The organism is Chloracidobacterium sp. (genome assembly GCA_025057975.1).
GTDB lineage: Bacteria > Acidobacteriota > Blastocatellia > Chloracidobacteriales > Chloracidobacteriaceae > Chloracidobacterium.
Map to the genome: position 1 here is coordinate 443 of JANWUV010000041.1, position 273 is coordinate 715.

The following is a 273-nucleotide window of genomic DNA, read 5'->3' on the forward strand; positions in this document are numbered from 1 at the left end:
TAATGGTCTTCTGTCAGCTGCCAAGTAACACTACCAGATTATCCTTTAGACTCTCTATTGCTTCTTTTGGAGAAAATGGATTTTCAGAGTAAGAGTTTTGATATACATCTTCTACTGATTTATATAAATAGAAATCTAGTTCTCCACTCATCAGGATTTTTAGCGTGTGTCCAAAAACTGATACCGCTTCTGTAATTATCTTTACGTTATCAATTGCTCTTAATATCCTAAGAAAAGTATTACCTAAAGAAAGCATATTTCTCATAGTTTCAT

At 32.2% G+C, this 273-nt stretch carries 1 protein-coding gene; it reads right to left on the reverse strand.

All coding sequences use genetic code 11. The features are described from left to right. Nucleotides 1-13: 13 nt before the first annotated feature. On the reverse strand, nt 14-273 hold a 260-nt coding region (locus NZ585_14945; GenBank protein MCS7081328.1), incomplete at its 5' end, for a hypothetical protein.